18 protein-coding genes are annotated in these 17,270 nt (G+C 58.7%); 13 read left to right on the forward strand and 5 right to left on the reverse strand.

Features of this window, described 5'->3' with window-relative positions:
- The first annotated feature begins 151 nt into the window (after nucleotides 1-151).
- The 3 genes from WG29040_RS18495 (at nucleotide 152) to WG29040_RS18505 (ending at nucleotide 2,106) form a co-directional block, all read left to right on the forward strand.
- The gene (locus WG29040_RS18495; protein WP_003437729.1) at nucleotides 152-787 is read left to right on the forward strand and encodes a 2OG-Fe(II) oxygenase; all 636 of its coding nucleotides are present in this window, start codon (nucleotides 152-154) and stop codon (nucleotides 785-787) included.
- The gene (locus WG29040_RS18500) at nucleotides 784-1,275 is read left to right on the forward strand and encodes a DUF523 domain-containing protein (protein ID WP_003437728.1); all 492 of its coding nucleotides are present in this window, start codon (nucleotides 784-786) and stop codon (nucleotides 1,273-1,275) included. The genes WG29040_RS18495 and WG29040_RS18500 overlap by 4 nt, the downstream gene beginning before the upstream one ends.
- 117 nt (nucleotides 1,276-1,392) lie before the next feature.
- Nucleotides 1,393-2,106, forward strand: a complete 714-nt coding sequence (locus WG29040_RS18505; protein ID WP_003437726.1) for a carbonic anhydrase — start codon at nucleotides 1,393-1,395, stop codon at nucleotides 2,104-2,106.
- A 73-nt stretch (nucleotides 2,107-2,179) separates the two neighbouring features.
- Here WG29040_RS18505 and WG29040_RS18510 read toward each other — a convergent pair whose 3' ends face one another.
- Nucleotides 2,180-2,815: a hypothetical protein gene (locus WG29040_RS18510; RefSeq protein ID WP_127196652.1), complete on the reverse strand. Its 636-nt coding sequence runs from the start codon at nucleotides 2,813-2,815 to the stop codon at nucleotides 2,180-2,182.
- A 331-nt stretch (nucleotides 2,816-3,146) separates the two neighbouring features.
- Between WG29040_RS18510 and coxB the strand changes: the two genes are divergently transcribed.
- The 9 genes from coxB (at nucleotide 3,147) to WG29040_RS18555 (ending at nucleotide 11,461) form a co-directional block, all read left to right on the forward strand.
- Nucleotides 3,147-4,274 carry a cytochrome c oxidase subunit II gene (gene coxB / locus WG29040_RS18515; protein WP_127196653.1) on the forward strand — a complete coding sequence of 376 codons (1,128 nt, stop codon included), beginning with the start codon at nucleotides 3,147-3,149 and terminating at the stop codon, nucleotides 4,272-4,274.
- A gap of 82 nt (nucleotides 4,275-4,356) precedes the next feature.
- Nucleotides 4,357-5,946: a cytochrome c oxidase subunit I gene (gene ctaD / locus WG29040_RS18520; protein ID WP_003437719.1), complete on the forward strand. Its 1,590-nt coding sequence runs from the start codon at nucleotides 4,357-4,359 to the stop codon at nucleotides 5,944-5,946.
- A 117-nt stretch (nucleotides 5,947-6,063) separates the two neighbouring features.
- The gene (locus WG29040_RS18525; protein ID WP_127196654.1) at nucleotides 6,064-6,636 is read left to right on the forward strand and encodes a cytochrome c oxidase assembly protein; all 573 of its coding nucleotides are present in this window, start codon (nucleotides 6,064-6,066) and stop codon (nucleotides 6,634-6,636) included.
- Nucleotides 6,637-6,648: 12 nt separating this feature from the next.
- Entirely contained in the window at nucleotides 6,649-7,536 is an 888-nt protein-coding gene (locus WG29040_RS18530) for a cytochrome c oxidase subunit 3 (protein WP_003437717.1), read from the forward strand.
- Between the two features lie 10 nt (nucleotides 7,537-7,546).
- Nucleotides 7,547-8,284 (forward strand): SURF1 family protein, encoded by a 738-nt coding sequence (locus WG29040_RS18535; RefSeq protein ID WP_010656764.1) that lies wholly within the window; start codon nucleotides 7,547-7,549, stop codon nucleotides 8,282-8,284.
- On the forward strand, nucleotides 8,259-8,852 hold the full coding sequence (locus tag WG29040_RS18540; protein WP_003437715.1) for a hypothetical protein: 594 nt from the start codon (nucleotides 8,259-8,261) through the stop codon (nucleotides 8,850-8,852). The genes WG29040_RS18535 and WG29040_RS18540 overlap by 26 nt, the downstream gene beginning before the upstream one ends.
- A 10-nt stretch (nucleotides 8,853-8,862) precedes the next feature.
- On the forward strand, nucleotides 8,863-9,942 hold the full coding sequence (locus tag WG29040_RS18545; RefSeq protein WP_003437713.1) for a heme A synthase: 1,080 nt from the start codon (nucleotides 8,863-8,865) through the stop codon (nucleotides 9,940-9,942).
- Complete coding sequence (gene cyoE, locus WG29040_RS18550) at nucleotides 9,930-10,829, forward strand: heme o synthase (RefSeq protein ID WP_003437711.1); 900 nt, start codon at nucleotides 9,930-9,932, stop codon at nucleotides 10,827-10,829. The genes WG29040_RS18545 and cyoE overlap by 13 nt, the downstream gene beginning before the upstream one ends.
- Nucleotides 10,826-11,461, forward strand: a complete 636-nt coding sequence (locus tag WG29040_RS18555; RefSeq protein ID WP_127196655.1) for an SCO family protein — start codon at nucleotides 10,826-10,828, stop codon at nucleotides 11,459-11,461. The genes cyoE and WG29040_RS18555 overlap by 4 nt, the downstream gene beginning before the upstream one ends.
- 56 nt (nucleotides 11,462-11,517) lie before the next feature.
- Here the strand turns inward: WG29040_RS18555 and WG29040_RS18560 are convergent, their stop codons facing one another.
- From WG29040_RS18560 to WG29040_RS18570, 3 genes are all read right to left on the reverse strand, one after another.
- Nucleotides 11,518-12,288 (reverse strand): MetQ/NlpA family ABC transporter substrate-binding protein, encoded by a 771-nt coding sequence (locus WG29040_RS18560; protein ID WP_010656765.1) that lies wholly within the window; start codon nucleotides 12,286-12,288, stop codon nucleotides 11,518-11,520.
- Between the two features lie 82 nt (nucleotides 12,289-12,370).
- On the reverse strand, nucleotides 12,371-13,045 hold the full coding sequence (locus WG29040_RS18565) for a methionine ABC transporter permease (protein WP_003437705.1): 675 nt from the start codon (nucleotides 13,043-13,045) through the stop codon (nucleotides 12,371-12,373).
- Complete coding sequence (locus WG29040_RS18570; protein ID WP_003437703.1) at nucleotides 13,045-14,052, reverse strand: methionine ABC transporter ATP-binding protein; 1,008 nt, start codon at nucleotides 14,050-14,052, stop codon at nucleotides 13,045-13,047. The genes WG29040_RS18565 and WG29040_RS18570 overlap by 1 nt, the downstream gene beginning before the upstream one ends.
- A gap of 190 nt (nucleotides 14,053-14,242) precedes the next feature.
- Between WG29040_RS18570 and katE the strand changes: the two genes are divergently transcribed.
- A complete protein-coding gene (katE, locus tag WG29040_RS18575) occupies nucleotides 14,243-16,435 on the forward strand; it encodes a catalase HPII (RefSeq protein WP_256681561.1) in 2,193 nt (730 codons plus the stop codon).
- A gap of 90 nt (nucleotides 16,436-16,525) precedes the next feature.
- Here katE and WG29040_RS18580 read toward each other — a convergent pair whose 3' ends face one another.
- Entirely contained in the window at nucleotides 16,526-17,242 is a 717-nt protein-coding gene (locus WG29040_RS18580; RefSeq protein WP_003437696.1) for a PA5502 family lipoprotein, read from the reverse strand.
- Between the last annotated feature and the right edge of the window lie 28 nt (nucleotides 17,243-17,270).

Here is a 17,270-nt window from a genome sequence, read left to right on the forward strand (position 1 = left end):
GAGGGACTCCTGTCTGCAGGGCGCTATTGTCCGGGTGCGGCGTAGGACTTGTCGAGAATTCGCTCGTTCCAAGAGGCTTTAAATACTCCGGTTGATTATTTCTGCTCCGCCAGCTCGACGGAGCTGTCGGATTTTCAGGCGTGTCGATATTATGCGCGGCATGCAAATACCTACTGATCATCCGCTGTTGCTACGCATCGTCGACGACCTGTACGCACAGGGATGGTCACAGCAAAACATCTTTCTGCCCGAGGCTTTGACCCTCGAACTGGCGGCCGAGTGCCAAAAACGTTCGGCCGAAGGTGAACTGACCCCGGCCGCAGTCGGAAGGGGCATTACCCAGGAAGTCCGCGAGGGTATTCGCGGCGACCATATTCAATGGCTGGAGCCGGGAGAGGTTTTAGCCTGCGACAATTATCTGGGGTTAATGGAAAGCCTGCGAATCGCCATGAATCGCAGGCTTTTTTTGGGCCTGGAGGACTTTGAAAGTCATTTCGCCCTCTACCCGCCCGGAGCTTTCTACCTCAAGCATCTGGACCGTTTCCGCGATGATGACCGGCGCATGGTCTCGGCCGTGGTTTACCTCAATCAGGCATGGTTGCCTGAGCATGGCGGGCATTTGCGCATGTATCTGGATGGCGACCTCGACTATGACGTACTTCCGGTTGGCGGTTGTCTGGTGGTATTTCTCTCGGGCGAGATTCCCCACGAAGTCATGCCTGCGACCCGCGACCGCCTGTCGTTGACCGGTTGGTTTCGCCGGCGCGCCACCGAGGTATTTGTATGAGCCAGAAGTTGCTGGTCAGTCGTTGCCTGTTGGGCCATCGCGTGCGTTATGACGGCGGCGCCAGTGGTCCGTACGGGCAATTGGCCCGATGGCAGGAAGAAGGCCGGATCATTGCCTTGTGCCCGGAAGTTGCGGGCGGCTTGCCGACGCCGCGTGCTCCGGCAGAAATACCCGGTGGCCAGGGGAGCGATGTGCTCAACGGCCTGGCGCCGGTGATGACCAGCGAGGGTGAAGATGTGACCGCGGCCTTTATGGACGGGGCACAACAGGCGCTGGCGTTGGTGGTTCGGCACGGTATTGGTATTGCTATCCTCAAGGCTAATAGTCCGTCTTGCGGCAATGTGCAGACCTATGACGGCAGCTTTGGCGGGATCAAGGTTGCAGGCCAGGGCGTCACGGCGGCATTGCTGGCGGGGGCCGGGGTACAGGTATTTAACGAGCTGCAGCTGGAAGACGCCGCGCGGGCTCTAGCGCAGCTTGAGGCCTGAGGATTTGCGGGCCGGCCGGGAAATACCGGCGCGAGCAAACCCGCTCCTGCAAGGGCGTGTAGAGCGTATAAATGAGTTCAGGTAATATCCGGTGCCATTTTGCCCAGGGGATCCATCATGACTGACAAGCCGAAACCACAGCCCTCGGCAGCGACCGAAAGTGCTGATTCTGCACTGCACCATATCGTTGATGGTTTTTTGCACTTCCATCACGAAATCTTTCCTGAACAAGAAGCCTTCTTCAAAAAACTTGCCACGGCACAGAACCCGCGTGCGATGTTTATTGCCTGTGCCGATTCGCGCATCGTGCCTGAGCTGATCACCCAGAGTGCACCGGGCGATTTGTTTGTAACGCGTAACGTCGGCAACGTGGTGCCACCCTATGGCCAGATGAATGGCGGTGTTTCAACTGCCATTGAGTACGCGGTGCTGGCACTGGGCGTGCAGCACATCATTATTTGCGGACATTCGGATTGCGGGGCGATGCGCGCCGTACTCAACCCGGCAAGCTTGAAAAAGATGCCCACGGTCAGAGCCTGGTTGCACCACGTTGAAGTGGCCAAAACCATGGTGCAGGACAACTGCAACTGCGCCAATGAAGCTGAAAGCATGCACGTGCTGACTGAAGAAAACGTGATTGCCCAGCTGCAGCATTTGCGCACACACCCGTCGGTGGCGTCGCGCATGGCCAACGGGCATCTGTTTATTCACGGCTGGGTATACGACATCGAAACCAGCGAGATCAAAGCCTACGACGCCGATAAAGGCGCCTTCCTGCCGCTGGATGGCACCAGCCCGATTCCAAGCGCTACGCCCAAAGCCAGGTTTTAGGCGCTTATCCTTGCTCGCGTGCTCTGCGCTTTCTCGGACACTGCTCTGAAGGCGCTCGCGAGCACGCCGGCTGCTACAGGTTCAGGCCGACGCCCAGTTGCTTGGACAGACAAGGCCAGCGGCTCCAGGCAGCGCCCGTCTCGGGGCTGGTCAGCCGTTCGCGGTAAGCATCGACCGATTCCACGGCAAAGCTTTCGTCGTTAAGCATCTCGTCGAGCGCATGGTGCACGGCTTCGTCCAGCTGGTTGGCAAAGGCCTCGCCGATTAACTGGTGGGCGATGAGGTTGGCCACTGTCATGTCCAGAGGAATCAACGGCTGACCCAGGTGCTTGATGTAGAGATCGTTGACCTCTTCGACCAGGCGGTGCGCCAGATAGGCTTCGTCCAGTAAACCTTCAAGCCCCGGATGGCCATCGAGCAGCGGGAGCGGCTGGGCAAAATATTGCTCGGCGATTTTCAGTACCGGCTTGATTTGCGACTCGATACCCGCCTCACGGGCGACTGCGTTGGCAGCATCCAGCAAGTCGGGCACCTGCTCGATGTAGGCGCTGACAAAGCGGGTCATCACGACGTTTTTATCCGTATCAGGCAGCTCGATTGCGGCATGAAGGTGCGGCAGTTGCTTGGCCAGATGCTGGGCCAGCTGCTTCGTTTCGGCCTCATGTTCTTGGGCACGCGAGATCTGCGCGCGGATGGCGGCGGTGTTCATGGGAACTCCAGGGGGGTTGCAAGACAAAAAAGAGCTATAAAAGTAGCCCTTTAAACGCAAAGGGATTTTTTTCAGGGGAAGTATTGTTATTCATTTTGTGACCGGGCAGTGAGTGCCATTTGTCGATGTGGCCTTATTTCACTGTTTTGACCCCTTACATTGCGGGGCTGGTGTCGGTGTCTATACTCGCTTTTGTAACCGTTATTTGATGTCGCCCGACTGCCTGAGCAGACGAGGCTCGGCGGTCCAGGTTCACAGGGTTTGAAAACCGCCCCCTTGTAACGCAGGTTGATACCGGCGCAATAACAAGAAAAACAAAGGGGAACCCGCAATGAAGCGACATCCAAATCTATGGATGGGCCTGCTGTTGTGGTCGGTTTTCGGTCAGGCGCAAGCTGCCTGGACCGTGAACATGACGCCGGGCGCGACCGAAGTCAGCAACGCGGTATTCGACCTGCACATGACCATCTTCTGGATCTGTGTAGTGATCGGCATCATCGTGTTTGGTGCCATGTTCTGGTCGATGATCGTTCATCGGCGCTCCACCGGGCAGCAAGCAGCAAAATTCCACGAAAGCACCACGGTCGAAATCCTCTGGACGGTCGTGCCTCTGGTTATCCTCATTTTGATGGCCATCCCCGCAACCAAAACCCTGATCAATATCTATGACTCCAGTGAGTCGGATGTCGACATCCAGATCACGGGCTACCAGTGGAAGTGGCATTACAAATACCTGGGTCAGGATGTCGAGTTCTTCAGCAACCTGGCCACCCCCGCCGAGCAAATTCATAACCAGGCCCCCAAGGGCGAACATTACCTGCTTGAGGTGGACGAGCCGCTGGTGCTGCCGATCGGTGCCAAAGTGCGCTTTCTGGTGACCTCGGCGGACGTTATCCACTCCTGGTGGGTGCCTGCCTTCGCGGTCAAGCGCGACGCTATTCCGGGGTTTATCAACGAAGCCTGGACCCGTATCGAGAAGCCCGGCATTTACCGTGGCCAGTGTGCCGAATTGTGCGGCAAGGACCACGGCTTTATGCCGATCGTGGTGGATGTCAAAACCCGTGCGGACTATGACGCCTGGCTCGCAGACCGCAAGGCCCAGGCTGCTCAGCTCAAGGAACTGACCAGCAAGGACTGGACCCTCGACGAACTGGTGGCCCGTGGCGACAAGGTTTACCACACCACTTGCGTGGCCTGTCACCAGGCAGAAGGTCAGGGCTTGCCGCCGATGTTCCCGGCACTCAAAGGCTCGCCGATCGCTACCGGACCGGCTGCCGATCACCTGCACCGGGTGTTCTTCGGCAAACCGGGGACGGCCATGGCAGCCTTCGGCAAGCAGCTCTCGGAAGTTGATATTGCCGCGGTGGTGACCTACGAACGTAACGCCTGGGGCAACAACAAGGGCGACATGGTCACCCCCAAAGACGTGCTGGAGCTTAAACAGGCGCAAGGAAAATGAGCCGCCGGGGGCTGTGTGTGGGTAATGGCAGGGGGCCGTGGGCCGCCGGTTTTTTGGTCTATCCGTTTGCAGGAGTCAGGACATGAGTGCGGTTATTGATGACCACGGGCCTGCGCAAGACCACGCCCACGGCCCGGCCAAAGGCCTTATGCGCTGGGTGTTGACCACCAACCATAAAGACATTGGCACCTTGTATCTGTGGTTCAGCTTCTGCATGTTTTTGCTCGGTGGATCCTTCGCCATGGTGATTCGCGCCGAACTGTTCCAGCCGGGATTACAGATTGTGGCGCCGGCCTTTTTCAACCAGATGACCACCATGCACGGGCTGATCATGGTATTTGGCGCAGTGATGCCGGCGTTTGTCGGGCTGGCCAACTGGATGATTCCGCTGATGATCGGCGCCCCCGACATGGCCTTGCCGCGGATGAACAACTTCAGCTTCTGGCTGCTGCCTGCCGCTTTCGCACTGCTGATCTCGACCCTGTTCATGGCCGGTGGCGGGCCTAATTTTGGCTGGACCTTCTACGCGCCACTGTCCACGACCTATGCCCCTGAAAGCGTGACTTATTTTATTTTTGCCATCCATTTAATGGGCATCAGTTCGATCATGGGCGCGATCAACGTGATCGCCACCATCCTCAATTTGCGTGCTCCCGGCATGACGCTGATGAAAATGCCGCTGTTCGTCTGGACCTGGCTGATCACGGCCTTCCTGCTGATAGCGGTGATGCCCGTGCTGGCAGGGGTGGTCACCATGATGTTGATGGACATCCACTTCGGCACCAGCTTCTTCAGTGCCGCGGGCGGCGGTGACCCGGTGTTGTTCCAGCATGTGTTCTGGTTCTTCGGCCACCCCGAGGTCTACATCATGATCCTGCCGGCCTTCGGTGCCATCAGCGCGATCATTCCGACCTTCTCGCGCAAGCCGTTATTCGGCTACACCTCAATGGTCTACGCCACGGCCAGCATCGCCTTCCTGTCATTCATCGTCTGGGCCCACCATATGTTTGTGGTGGGGATTCCCCTGGTCGGTGAACTGTTCTTTATGTATGCCACGCTGCTGATTGCGGTGCCGACCGGGGTCAAGGTTTTCAACTGGGTCAGCACCATGTGGCAAGGCTCGCTGACCTTCGAGACGCCAATGCTGTTCGCCGTGGCCTTCGTAATTCTGTTCACCATCGGCGGGTTCTCCGGGTTGATGCTGGCCATCGCGCCGGCAGACTTCCAGTACCACGACACCTATTTCGTGGTCGCACATTTCCATTACGTACTGGTGCCGGGGGCGATTTTCGGGATCTTCGCTTCGACCTATTACTGGCTGCCGAAATGGACTGGCCACATGTACGACGAAACCCTCGGGAAGTTGCATTTCTGGCTGTCGTTTGTGGGCATGAACCTGACGTTCTTCCCGATGCACTTTGTCGGTCTGGCCGGCATGCCGCGCCGGGTTCCGGACTACAACCTGCAGTTCGCCGACTTCAACATGGTGTCCTCGATTGGCGGGTTCATGTTCGGCACTACGCAGCTTCTATTCCTGTTCATTGTCATCAAATGCATTCGTGGTGGCCCCAAGGCCCCCGCCAAACCCTGGGACGGCGCCGAAGGTCTGGAATGGAGCGTGCCCTCGCCCGCGCCATATCACACCTTCACCACGCCGCCGGAAATCAAGTGACCGGTGCATGCCGAGTCCCTGCAGGAGCGAGCTGGCTCGCAATGCAGACGGCCCGGTTTGCCTTGATAAATTCGCTGCTGTCATTGCGAGCAAGCTCGCCCCCACAGGAAGCCGCTTATGGCTAACTCAACTGCGGTCAAACGCCTGGTCCTGCGCCTGTTGTTGATGGTGGTGGTGATGTTCGCCTTTGGTTTCGCCCTGGTGCCGATTTACGACGTGATGTGCAAAGCCTTCGGCATCAACGGCAAGACCGCCGGACAGTACGAAGGTGAGCAAGTGGTCGACCCGACCCGGCATGTGCGCGTGCAGTTCTTGTCGACCAATGCCATCGACATGGTGTGGGAGTTCTATCCCAAGGGCGATCAGTTGGTGGTCAACCCCGGGGCGGTTAACGAGATGGTGTTTGTAGTCTCCAACCCCACTGACCACCCGATGACGGCGCAAGCCGTGCCGAGTATTTCACCGGCCGAAGCCGCCCAGTACTTCCACAAAACCGAGTGTTTTTGCTTTACCCAACAGGTGTTGCAACCGGGCCAAAGCCTGGAGATGCCGATGCGTTTTATCGTCGACCGCGACATGCCCAAGGATGTGAAACACCTGACGCTGGCCTACACGCTGTTCGATATCACTGCTCGCCATCCGCCTGTCGCCGCTAACGCCGGCAAGGACGAAACCCGGCTTGCCCGATAAGGAGAACGCTCCATGGCAACTCACGATCACTACTATGTCCCGCCTCAAAGCAAGTGGCCGATCATTGCCACGGTGGGGCTGTTGGTCACGGTGTATGGCCTGGGCACCTGGTTCAACGACCTCAAGGCGGCGCGACCCGAGTCCCATGGCCCGCTGATTTTCTTTATTGGCGGCCTGATCGTTGCGTACATGCTGTTTGGCTGGTTCGGCGCAGTGATCAGGGAGAGCCGGGCCGGGCTATACAGCGCGCAACTGGATCGTTCGTTTCGCTGGGGCATGACCTGGTTTATTTTTTCTGAAGTGATGTTCTTTATCGCGTTTTTTGGTGCGCTGTTTTACGTGCGGCACTTTTCCGGTCCGTGGTTGGGTGGCGAGGGCAGCAAGGCGGTGGCGCACATGCTGTGGCCTGACTTTCAGTTTGCCTGGCCGTTGCTGCACACCCCCGACCCTGCGCTATATCCACCGCCTAAAGGCACCATCAGCCCGTGGGGCTTGCCGCTGCTCAACACGGTGTTGCTGGTCAGTTCCAGCATCACCCTGACCATCGCTCACCATGCCTTGAACAAGGGCCATCGCGGGGCGCTGAAGTTCTGGTTGGGCCTGACGGTTTTGCTCGGGGTCGGATTTTTGGGGTTTCAGGCCGAGGAGTACATCCACGCGTACAAAGAGCTGGGCCTGACTCTGGGCTCCGGGGTGTATGGCGCGACGTTCTTTATGCTCACCGGTTTCCACGGTGCCCACGTGACCATCGGCGCCCTGATTTTGCTGGTGATGCTGATCCGGGTGATACGCGGGCATTTCAATACCGAGCACCAGTTTGGTTTCCAGGCTGCGACCTGGTACTGGCACTTTGTGGATGTGGTGTGGCTCGGGTTGTTCCTGTTCGTATACGTGTTGTGAGTCAGCGCCCATGACGCGCTTTCGCCCCGGCATCGCGCCGACACTGGTGGTGCTGGCGTTACTGCCGCTGCTGGTGTTCCTGGGTTTTTGGCAACTGAGCCGCGGGGAGCAGAAACGCGCGCTGCTCGATAGCTACGCAGAACGTCAGGCCGCCGCGCCGCTGACCGCAGGCCAGCTGCTGAATGTGGAGCAACCGGCCTTTCGCCGTGTGCAATTGCGGGGGCATTTAGACGGGCAACACAGCCTGCTGCTGGACAACCGTATGCGGGATGGCCAGGTCGGTGTCGAGCTGCTGCAACCCTTTCAGGATCAAGCCAGCGGCCAGTGGCTGCTGCTCAATCGTGGCTGGCTGCCGTGGCCGAGCCGTCACACACCGCCGGTATTCAGCACTGCGCAACAGACCCTGGATGTGCAGGCCTGGGTTTATGAGTCGCCAGGCGCCCCCTTTCAATTACACGCCGACCCGCTTGACGCGCCCTGGCCGCGGCTGGTGACAACGGTGGAGCCAGCCAAACTTTGGGCCGAGCTGGGCCGCGAAGGTTTTGCCGATGAAATCCGTATCGCCCCCGGCCCGGCCGCGTATCAGGCTGACTGGCCACTTATTTCCACGGGCATGGGCCCGGAAAAACACACCGCCTATGCCGTGCAGTGGTTCGCCATGGCGCTGGCCCTGCTCGGTCTTTATCTGTACCTCGGTTGGCACAACGCTCGGGAGAAACGTCATGGCAACGGCCATCAATCCGCCTGATACAGCTCGCGCCCCATCCCCTGCCACCCGGCGCCGCGGGCGATTGCAGCTGATCCTTATTCTGCTGCTGACCATCGGCCCCATGGTGCTGGCCACGGGCATGTACAAGCTCAAGTTCTGGGTGCCTGAAAGCCGCAGCTACCACGGAGAACTGCTGGGGAACGGGCAGAATCGCGCGGCCCTTGGCGTCGTGACCGATGAGCAGCGCTGGCAACTGCTGGTAACGGCCCCCCAAGGCTGTGCTGCCGATTGCCAGCAGTTGGTGTATCTGGCACGCCAGCTTCAGGTCGGACTGGGCCGCGATGCGTCGCGGGCGAGCCACGGCTTGGCGGTGGCGCAGCCGGTGGACGCGCAATACGCCGCCAAATTGCAACGCGAGTATCCGCAATTACAGCGCTACACACTGGACCTGCCGACTTATACACAGGGCGCTGAAGGCAATGGCGCGGCGCAACTGTGGATAATCGACCCCCACGGCAATCTGGTGCTGCGCTACGACCCGCAGGTCAACGGCAAGGACGTGCTCAACGACCTCCGCCATCTGCTGAAGCTGTCCAACATCGGATAGGGGCCAGGTCATGGCTAAAGCTGGATTTCGTCTCGCATTGTTGGCCACCTTGCTGGCGCTGGTGGTGGTATTGCTCGGCGCCTACACCCGCCTCACCCATGCAGGCCTAGGCTGCCCGGACTGGCCCGGTTGCTACGGTTTTATCAGCGTGCCGCAAAGTGAGGCGCAACTGGCCCACGCCGAGCTGCACTTTCCCGATGCCCCGGTGCAGGCCGACAAAGGCTGGAGCGAGATGGTGCACCGCTATTTTGCCGGCACCCTCGGGCTGTTGATTCTGCTGCTGGCGGCACGGGCCTGGAGCCAGCGTCGGTTGCAGGATCAGCCGTTAAAACTGCCGTTGTTTATTTTGTTGGTGGTGATCGCACAAGCGGCCTTTGGCATGTGGACGGTAACGCTCAAGTTGTGGCCCCAGGTGGTGACGGGGCATTTGCTCGGCGGGTTTGCGACCCTGAGTTTGTTGTTTTTACTGACCTTGCGTCTGTCCGGGGTGCTGCCCGCCCTGGCTATACCCCGCCGCCTGCAGCGCTGGGCAACGGCCGGGCTGGTGCTGGCGATCATGCAAATCGCGCTGGGGGGCTGGGTCAGTTCCAACTACGCCGCCGTGGCCTGCGTCGATCTGCCGACCTGTCATGGTGAATGGTGGCCCCAGGCCGACTTCGCCAATGGCTTTCATCTGACCCAGCATATCGGCCCCAACTATTTGGGCGGGCAACTGGACAGCGAGGCGCGCACTGCCATTCACCTTACCCACAGGCTCGGCGCTGTGCTGCTGACCCTGGTGTTATTGGGCCTGGCCTGGCAACTGCGCAAAGTCGGCATGACCCGGTTGGCGGGCTTGCTGCTGCTGGCGCTGGGAGTGCAGATCAGCCTGGGAATGAGCAATGTGCTGTTTGGTCTGCCACTGGTGGTCGCGGTGGCTCACAACGCGGGGGGCGCGGCGTTGTTGCTGACGCTGGTGCTGGTCAATTACCACGCCCGCACGGCATTGGTCAGGGTCAAGGCCCCGCGCTTCTCCCGCTGGATTTTCAGCCCCCGGCGCCATACGCCTGGTCTCGTCACCCTCAAAGGAGAATTGCCATGGCGACCGTGACTGGCGAACATCAGCGCCAGGGGCTCTGGCGTGACTATCTGGAGCTGACCAAGCCGAGGGTGGTCCTGATGATGCTGGTTACTTCGCTGGTGGGCATGTTTCTGGCTACCCGCGCGGGCGTGCCGTGGACGGTACTGGTGTTCGGAAACCTGGGGATTGGCCTGTGCGCCGGTGGCGCGGCGGCGGTCAATCATGTGGTGGATCGGCGTATTGATGCCATGATGGCCCGCACCCATAAGCGACCGCTGGCCGAAGGGCGGGTTTCACCGCTGGCGGGATTGTCGTTCGCGCTATTGCTGTCGCTGTCGGGGCTGGTGCTGCTATTGGTGTACACCAATGCCCTGGCGGCCTGGCTAACGCTGGCTTCTCTATTGGGCTACGCGCTTATTTACACAGGCTTTCTGAAGCGGGCCACGCCGCAAAATATCGTGATCGGCGGGCTGGCCGGTGCGGCGCCGCCGCTGCTGGGCTGGGTGGCAGTCACGGGGCATGTCACCGCCGAGCCGTTGCTGCTGGTGTTGATCATCTTTGCCTGGACCCCACCGCACTTTTGGGCGCTGGCGATCCACCGCAAGGCGGAGTACGCCAAAGCGGATATCCCCATGTTGCCCGTGACCCACGGCGAGCACTACACCAAGGTACATATTCTGCTGTACACCCTCGTGCTGCTGGCGGTCAGCTTGCTGCCGTTTGTGATTCACATGAGCGGCCTGCTCTATCTGGTATGTGCACTAGTGTTGGGCGCACGCTTTCTGCATTGGGCTTGGGTGCTGTACCGTGGCACTGCGCCGCACGCTGCGATCAACACCTTCAAGTACTCTATTTACTACTTGCTGCTGCTATTCATCGCGCTGCTTGTCGATCATTACTTAGTGTTGAACCTATGACTAGAACTCAAAAAACCGTTTATATCCTCGTCGCGCTGGTGGCATTGGTCATGGGCCTGACGTTTAACAAAATGATGTCGAGCAAAAGCCAGGGCGACAACACGTCCCTGATCGATGCCGGGATCATTCTGCTGCCGCAGAGCCGTCATTTGCCGGATGTGAAGATGACCGACCAGAACGGTCAGCCGGTGCTCATGAATGAACTGAAAGACAAGTGGAGCATGCTGTTTTTCGGCTACACCTTCTGCCCTGACATCTGCCCGACCACCCTCGCCCAGCTGCGTCAGATCAAAAGTGAACTGCCCAAGGACGTACAGGACAAACTGCAGATCGTGCTGGTCAGTGTCGACCCGAACCGCGATACGCCGCAGCAGCTCAAGCAATACCTGGGTTACTTCGACCCGCAGTTCGTGGGGCTGACCCCTGCTTCCATAAAAGATCTGCAAACACTGGCGAATGCCGTGAGCATCCCGTTCATCCCGGCGGATACCAGCAAGCCCAACTACACCGTCGACCACAGTGGCAACCTGGCGCTGATCGGGCCGGACGGCACCCAGCGGGGTTTCATTCGCGCACCGTTCAACACCGCCAAAATGGTTGCCCAATTGCCGGGGTTGGTAGAGCGCAAATAAAGGACGCGAGGGGCAATCTGTAGGAGCGAGCTCGCTCCTACAGAAAGATCAGAGGATCAGAACGCCGGGATGATGGCGCCTTTGTACTTCTCGTTGATGAACGCTTTCACTTCAGGGCTGTGCAAGGCAGCAACCAACTTCTGCATATCAGCCGAGTCTTTGTCGTCCGGGCGAGCGACCAGAATGTTCACGTAAGGCGAATCGCTGCCTTCAATGACCAGGGCGTCTTTTTCCGGGTTCAGCTTGGCTTCCAGCGCGTAGTTGGTGTTGATCAACGCCAGATCGACTTGAGTCAGAACACGGGGGATGGTCGCTGCTTCCAGCTCGCGGAATTTCAGGTTCTTGGCGTTCTGTTCGATGTCTTTTGGCGTCGACAGGATGTTGCTCGAGTCCTTGAGCTTGATCAGGCCCGCCTTGTCCAGCAACAACAGGGCACGGCCGCCGTTGGTGGCGTCGTTCGGAATGACCACGGTGGCCCCATTCGGCAGATCATCCAGCTTCTTGTACTTGCTGGAGTAAGCACCCAGTGGCTCCAGGTGTACGGCTGCAACGCTGACCAGGTTTGTCCCCTTGGCCTTGTTGAACTCGTCCAGGTACGGCTGGTGCTGGAAGAAGTTGGCATCCAGACGTTTTTCGGCCACCTGCACGTTTGGCTGGATGTAGTCGGTGAAAACCTTGACCTTGAGGTTCACGCCCTCTTTGGCCAGTGCCGGTTTCACGAACTCCAGAATCTCGGCGTGGGGTACCGGTGTGGCTGCGACCGACAGATCGCCCGCATGGGCGGAAAATGCGGCTACAGCGGCCACGGCAGCAAATAACTTCTTCATTCAGCAACTCCTTGTGAACACCCGACTTCAGGTGCCTGCCAGCCCTGGGCTGGCGGTTACGTTTATTAACGAGAGGTCGCGCTTACTTGCGCGAAAAGTGCACCACTAGCCGATCACCAACGGTTTGCAGAATTTGCACCAGAATCAGCAACAGCACCACCGTGACAATCATCACGTCGGTCTGGAAGCGCTGATAGCCGAAACGGATCGCCAAATCACCCAGGCCGCCGGCGCCGACCACACCTGCCATGGCGGTGTAGGACACCAGCGTAATGGCGGTCACGGTAATCGCTGCAAAGATGCCGGGGCGCGCTTCAGGCAACAAGGCGCTGGTAATGATCTGACGTGTGCTGGCGCCCATGGCCTGAGTAGCTTCGATGATGCCGCGATCCACTTCACGCAGCGCGGTCTCGACCAGACGGGCGAAGAACGGCGTAGCGCCGACCACCAGAGGCGGGATCGCGCCCGCTACGCCCAGGGAGGTTCCGGTAATCAGAACGGTGAGCGGGATCATCACAATCAACAAAATGATGAATGGCAGCGAACGCAGAATGTTCACCGCCAGTGACAATATGGCGTATACCGCCTTTTGCTCGAACAGTTGGCGCGGGCTGCACAAAAACAGCAGTACGCCCAGCGGCAGGCCAAGCAGGATGGTGAACAGCAGCGAGCCGCCGAGCATCATCATGGTGTCGCCGGTTGCCAGCCAGATTTCGAACCAGTCAATGTTGGAAAAGAAACTCAACAGGGATTCCATCAGCGCAGCACCTCCATATGAACGTCAGCCGCAGTGAAGCGGGCGAAAGCCGCTTCCATGTCGCCACCGGTAATGGCGAGGGTCAGTTGCCCGTAGGGGGTGTCTTTGATGCGATCGATACGACCGGCCAGGATGCTGTAATCCACCCCCGTTTCACGGGCGACAGTGCCCAGCAAAGGTGCGTAGGTGGATTCGCCCTGGAAGGTCAGGCGCACGATACGGCCAGGAACATGGGCGAAGTCGTCGCGCTGCTCGCTTTCGTCGATCTGCTCGTCTTCCTGGACAAAACGCTTGGTGGTCGGGTGCTTGGGGTGCAGGAACACTTGGGCGACCGGGCCTTGCTCGACGATTACGCCTGCATCCATCACCGCTACGTGGTCGCACACGCGACGGATCACATCCATCTCGTGGGTGATCAGGACGATGGTCAGCTTCAGTTCGCGGTTGATCTCAGCCAGCAACTGCAAGACCGAGGCCGTGGTTTGCGGGTCCAGGGCACTGGTGGCTTCGTCACACAGCAGCACTTTGGGTTTGGTGGCCAGTGCACGGGCAATGCCTACGCGTTGTTTTTGGCCGCCTGACAGTTGCGCCGGATATTTCTTGGCGTGGTCGGACAGACCTACCCGCGCGAGCAACTCGGCGACCCGCAGATCGATGTCCTTGCGGGACAATTCACCGGCCAGCGTCAGGGGCATGGCCACGTTATCGGCCACAGTCTTGGAGGCCAGCAGGTTGAAGTGCTGGAAGATCATGCCGACTTGCTGGCGAAACCGTCGCAGGCCGTTGGCATCCATCGCCGTCACGTCTTCGTTGTCGACGATGATCTGCCCGCCACTCGGGGTTTCGAGGCGGTTGATCAGGCGCAGCAGGGTACTTTTGCCCGCGCCGGAGTGGCCAATCAGGCCGAAAACCTGGCCGCTCTCGACACGCAGACTGGTGGAGTGCAACGCGGGAATGTCCTTACCGGAAACCCGGTAGGTTTTATGAACGTTATGGAACTCAATCACGTAGCGAACCTTGTGGGGCGCGAAAATAGAAGATCAGCGGTTAGCCGGGCGCGCATTTTAGCCTGTCCGTATAGAGGTTCTTAGCATTTATTTGCGCTGGGACCTTTGATTTGGCAATAAGACGACTGATGGTCTGAATTAAGGAACGACGGTAAACGCTAAAAGTCAGTACTAGGACCCGCCTCGGGAGATTAGTCCAGGAAGCCCGGCCAACAGGGCTTTCGCCAACAAGGAGTTTAGTCTGATGAGTAGCAAAAAACCGTCTTCCAACAAGAGCCAGATGGCCGGCACCGACACCTTGGATCGTGGCAACACCAACGTCAAACTCGATAGCCTCGAAACTTTTCGTGATGACGCAACCGATCAGGCTCTGCGGACCAATCAGGGGGTGAAGGTTGCAGACAATCAAAACACCCTGAAAGCCGGCGCCAGAGGCCCCTCGCTGCTCGAAGACTTCATTATGCGCGAGAAGATCACCCATTTTGACCATGAGCGAATTCCAGAGCGCATTGTTCATGCTCGAGGTACCGGCGCCCACGGCTACTTCCAGACTTATAAATCCCACAGCGCACTGACCAAGGCGGGTTTCCTGCAGGACCCGGGTAAGAAAACTCCGGTTTTTGTGCGTTTCTCCACCGTCCAGGGCCCGCGCGGCTCCGGGGATACCGTGCGTGATGTGCGCGGTTTTGCCGTGAAATTTTTCACCGATGAAGGCAACTTCGATCTGGTCGGCAACAATATGCCGGTGTTTTTTATTCAGGACGCGATCAAGTTTCCGGATTTCGTACACGCGGTAAAACCTGAGCCCCATAACGAAATGCCTACGGGCGGCTCAGCTCATGACACGTTCTGGGACTTCGTCTCACTGGTGCCGGAATCTGCGCACATGGTTATTTGGGCGATGTCTGACCGTGCCATTCCTAAAAGCCTGCGCAGCATGCAGGGGTTCGGCGTGCATACGTTCCGTCTGATCAACGCTGAAGGCAAATCCAGCTTCGTCAAATTCCACTGGCGTCCGAGTGTGGGTACTTGCTCGCTGGTGTGGGACGAAGCGCAAAAACTGGCAGGTAAAGACACCGATTACCACCGCCGTGATCTGTGGGAGTCGATTGAAACCGGCGATTACCCTGAGTGGGAATTCGGCGTGCAGATCATTTCGGAGGAAGACGAGCATAAATTCGACTTCGATATTCTTGATCCGACCAAGCTGATCCCCGAAGAACTGGTGCCGATTACGCCTTTGGGCAAGATGGTACTCAACCGTAACCCCGACAACTTTTTTGCGGAAACCGAGCAAGTGGCTTTTTGCCCGGGTCATATCGTGCCGGGTATCGACTTTTCCAATGACCCGTTGCTGCAGGGCCGGCTGTTTTCCTACACCGATACGCAAATCAGCCGTCTGGGCGGGCCGAACTTTCACGAGATTCCGATCAATCGCCCCGTCGCGCCGTTTCACAATAATCAGCGTGACGCGCAGCACCGTAGCACCATCAACAAAGGCCGGGCGTCCTATGAGCCGAACTCCATCGACGCTGGCTGGCCGAAAGAAACCCCGCCTGCAGCCCATGACGGGGGGTTTGAGTCTTATCCCGAGCGCATCGACGCCAACAAGATTCGTCAGCGCAGCGAGTCGTTCAGCGATCACTTCTCCCAGGCCCGGCTGTTTTTCCGCAGCATGAGCAAGCATGAGCAAGAACACATTATTGCGGCCTACAGTTTTGAATTGGGCAAGGTCGAGCGTGTGCCCATCCGGGAGCGCCAGGTGAATGAAATCCTGGCCAATATCGACCTTGAGCTGGCCAGGCGGGTGGCTGAGAACCTGGGCTTGCCTGCACCGAAGGCGGGTACGCAAGCGGAGCGCAAAACCAGCGTCAGCCGCTCCCCGGCCTTAAGTCAGGCCAATCTGCTACCGGGCAATATCAAAACCCGTAAAGTGGCAATTCTTGCCGCCAACGGGGTTGATGGCGCAGCGATTGATGCTCTGAAAAAGGCGCTGGCGAGTGAAGGCGCCCATGCCAAATTGTTGGGTCCTACGTCTGCGCCGGTGAAAACCGCAGACGGCAAATTGCTGCCGGTTGATGCATCCATGGAAGGCATGCCGTCGGTTGCCTTTGATGCGGTGTACGTGCCGGGTGGCGCGGCTTCGATCAAAACCTTGAGCACCGATGGCGTGGCGTTGCACTACCTGCTCGAAGCCTATAAGCACCTGAAGGCGATTGCCTTGCATGGCGAAGCCAGACAGCTGCTGGACGTTCTGCATTTGCAGGCCGATGAGGGGTTGCTGGCAATCAAGGATGGCAAGGATCTGAAGGCGTTCTTTGCCGCGATCGGGCAGCACCGTGTGTGGGCCCGGGAGCCGAAGGCCAAAGCCGTTCCGGCGTAAACGAAGGGCTCTGCAGCAGCTGGCTGGTTCGCGATGGGGTCAGAGATGACCCTGTTGCGAACCAGCTGCTTGCTGCAGGTTTGCCTGGACCTAGGGTTTACTTGGGATCAGCACTATTTGCGCAGGCACATGGCGAATGATCTGACGTTCAACTTTCAGATCGAACGCCGGATCGAGTTTTTTCACCCGCTTGCTGATCAGCGTGGACAGCCATGGGAAGTCCGCTGTGCGCGGAACCTGCAGGCTGACAGCACACTGGTAATTGACGATATCTTGCGCGATCAGATTCAGTTGATGGCGAAGTTTCGCAATATCCTCGATGTTAAGCGTAACTGTGGTGCTCTCTGCGGCAGGGTCGATAACCCTGGCCGGTGGTCTGGCCTCGGCAGCCTTGAGTGCGGCTTCGGCTTTATCCAGTTCGGCCTTGCGCGCATGGGCAATGGCACTGTTGACACCGCCGGTCAGCGCTGGAGCCGTGGGCATCAAGGCGCGGGCGCGGCTCAGTGCCGTGGCAGCAGCGTTGACATCACCTTTTTGCAGCACGATCTGACTGCGTTGCAAGTAGGCTTCTGCCAGTTGACGCTGGTATTGCACCAATTGTGGATCATCCGGCGTTTGCTTCTGCAAGGTAGCCAGTTGATCTTCAGCGGTCGCGAGTTCGCTGCTGGCCAGGTTTTGCTCCAGCTGTGCGATGGCCGTAGCGCGCGCATCCGGGACAGGTGTGTCGCCGGAGGGTGTGCTTTGGCAGGCGCCCAGCAGCAAGGAAAATGCGGCCAGGAGCAAGTAACGGGAGTTGAACAGCTTCATTCCTGCGGCTCTCTAAGTGCGCAAAAAA

The sequence above is a fragment of the Pseudomonas sp. PAMC 29040 genome (assembly GCF_003994535.1).
GTDB classification, from domain to species: domain Bacteria; phylum Pseudomonadota; class Gammaproteobacteria; order Pseudomonadales; family Pseudomonadaceae; genus Aquipseudomonas; species Aquipseudomonas paraversuta.

Coding starts and splice junctions, on each gene's coding strand:
- ctaD (WP_003437719.1), top strand. CDS start 4,357: ATGAGTGCGGTTATTGATGACCACGGGCCTGCGCAAGACCACGCCCAC.
- WG29040_RS18525 (WP_127196654.1), top strand. CDS start 6,064: ATGGCTAACTCAACTGCGGTCAAACGCCTGGTCCTGCGCCTGTTGTTG.
- WG29040_RS18495 (WP_003437729.1), top strand. CDS start 152: ATGCGCGGCATGCAAATACCTACTGATCATCCGCTGTTGCTACGCATC.
- WG29040_RS18580 (WP_003437696.1), bottom strand. CDS start 17,242: ATGAAGCTGTTCAACTCCCGTTACTTGCTCCTGGCCGCATTTTCCTTG.
- WG29040_RS18500 (WP_003437728.1), top strand. CDS start 784: ATGAGCCAGAAGTTGCTGGTCAGTCGTTGCCTGTTGGGCCATCGCGTG.
- WG29040_RS18540 (WP_003437715.1), top strand. CDS start 8,259: ATGGCAACGGCCATCAATCCGCCTGATACAGCTCGCGCCCCATCCCCT.
- WG29040_RS18565 (WP_003437705.1), bottom strand. CDS start 13,045: ATGGAATCCCTGTTGAGTTTCTTTTCCAACATTGACTGGTTCGAAATC.
- WG29040_RS18505 (WP_003437726.1), top strand. CDS start 1,393: ATGACTGACAAGCCGAAACCACAGCCCTCGGCAGCGACCGAAAGTGCT.
- WG29040_RS18555 (WP_127196655.1), top strand. CDS start 10,826: ATGACTAGAACTCAAAAAACCGTTTATATCCTCGTCGCGCTGGTGGCA.
- cyoE (WP_003437711.1), top strand. CDS start 9,930: ATGGCGACCGTGACTGGCGAACATCAGCGCCAGGGGCTCTGGCGTGAC.
- WG29040_RS18510 (WP_127196652.1), bottom strand. CDS start 2,815: ATGAACACCGCCGCCATCCGCGCGCAGATCTCGCGTGCCCAAGAACAT.
- WG29040_RS18530 (WP_003437717.1), top strand. CDS start 6,649: ATGGCAACTCACGATCACTACTATGTCCCGCCTCAAAGCAAGTGGCCG.
- coxB (WP_127196653.1), top strand. CDS start 3,147: ATGAAGCGACATCCAAATCTATGGATGGGCCTGCTGTTGTGGTCGGTT.
- WG29040_RS18545 (WP_003437713.1), top strand. CDS start 8,863: ATGGCTAAAGCTGGATTTCGTCTCGCATTGTTGGCCACCTTGCTGGCG.
- WG29040_RS18560 (WP_010656765.1), bottom strand. CDS start 12,288: ATGAAGAAGTTATTTGCTGCCGTGGCCGCTGTAGCCGCATTTTCCGCC.
- WG29040_RS18535 (WP_010656764.1), top strand. CDS start 7,547: ATGACGCGCTTTCGCCCCGGCATCGCGCCGACACTGGTGGTGCTGGCG.